Source organism: Sphingomonas sp. 10B4 (assembly GCF_035019905.1).
Lineage (GTDB): Bacteria > Pseudomonadota > Alphaproteobacteria > Sphingomonadales > Sphingomonadaceae > Sphingomonas > Sphingomonas glacialis.
The window spans coordinates 1-263 of record NZ_JASJVC010000367.1 but is presented as its reverse complement, the minus strand read 5'-3'; the positions used below and the strand labels follow the sequence as shown (position 1 = coordinate 263).

General features: G+C 51.0%; 1 pseudogene. It reads right to left on the bottom strand.

Features of this window, described 5'->3' with window-relative positions:
• A pseudogene (locus QN347_RS20140) lies at positions 1-263 on the bottom strand (hypothetical protein); the annotation flags it as partial.

Here is a 263-nt window from a genome sequence, read left to right as displayed (position 1 = left end):
TGATCAACCAACGTGCTTCTTGCAACTGCGGTGCCATACAGGTATCACCGCGATTTTGGCGCATGATATTGGCATACATATTGTTCACCCGCAGCTTGGGCATCACGTCTTGATTGAGTAAAACTTGCCAGCCATTGGCTGATTTTTTGACGATCACGTCCGGTGCCACATAGTCGGAACTGTTGAGCGCAAAGCTGCTGCCTGGACGTGGTTGGCACATGCGGATCACGGTTTGCGCTTCGCGTAAGTCTTCATCATCGCAA